The following is a 1,073-nucleotide window of genomic DNA, read 5'->3' on the forward strand; positions in this document are numbered from 1 at the left end:
TACCAAGCCTGCCGATACCGAGCGTGGCGATAGCGTGTCTGCTGATTCCGAGTCTGCCGAGGCCAGGGCCAAGGAGGAAAGGTGACTCGCATGACAAACGAGCCCGCTTCCCGCTGGCTCCCGACATTCCAAGCCCCCCGCACGCGCAGGCGTCGGGGGGCTTTTGTCTTTCAGGCCACCCGACTGATGGGCGTGGCACAACGCTGCAGCGCGAATGCCATCATTTTCTGATATGACTATTGCATCCGGCAAAGTCGCGAACGACGCTGGGGGGAACGGCAAGGCAGGATGAGTCGAGGCCCCTGAGCGTCATGGAAGCGTCGTGGCACAAGACAGGCATGAACGGCGGCCTCAAGTGCCGCCTTTATCAGCAGGGCGAGTGTCCTCAAGGAGAGAAGGATGAGTAGCAGCGAGTCTGGCCGACAGTTCATCAATCAGCCACGCCAGGTCGTCGGCGAGGCGCTGGAAGGCTGCGCACGACTGCGCCACCCGGATGGCAGTGGCGTGCGGCTGTCAGACCCCGCCAGTGGCATGCGCCTGGTGGTACGCGATGACTGGGCGCGTGATCAGGTCGCGCTGATATCCGGTGGCGGCTCGGGGCATGAACCCGCGCACGCAGGCTTCGTCGGCGCGGGCATGCTGACGGCCGCCGTGTGTGGTGAGCTGTTCGCCTCGCCGACGGTGGACGCCGTGCTGGCGGCGATCCGCGAAGTGACTGGTGAGGCCGGGGCCTTGCTGATCGTCAAGAACTACACCGGGGATCGCCTCAACTTCGGGCTGGCCGCCGAGCGGGCGCGTCAGGAAGGCTTCAAGGTCGAGATGGTCATCGTCGCCGATGATGTGGCGCTGCCCGACAACCCGCAGCCGCGCGGGCTGGCCGGCACGCTGCTGGTGCACAAGGTCACCGGTGCGCTGGCGGCCCGCGGGGCGGGCCTCAAGGAAATCACCGCCGTCGCACGGCGCGTCGCCGACAGCTGTTCGACCCTGGGCGTGGCCTTCAATGTCGGCCGCCATCCCGGCAAGCCGCGTGAGCAACGCGCACCGGAACTGGGGCTGGGCATTCACGGCGAGCC

Annotated in this window: 1 protein-coding gene; it reads left to right on the forward strand. The window is 66.7% G+C overall.

Going from position 1 to position 1,073, the window contains the following annotated elements; genetic code table 11:
• Positions 1-399: 399 nt before the first annotated feature.
• Positions 400-1,073: dihydroxyacetone kinase subunit DhaK (locus tag AC4FAH_RS07810; RefSeq protein WP_490245857.1), on the forward strand; the 674-nt coding region annotated here is incomplete at its 3' end.

The organism is Cobetia sp. (genome assembly GCF_983723665.1).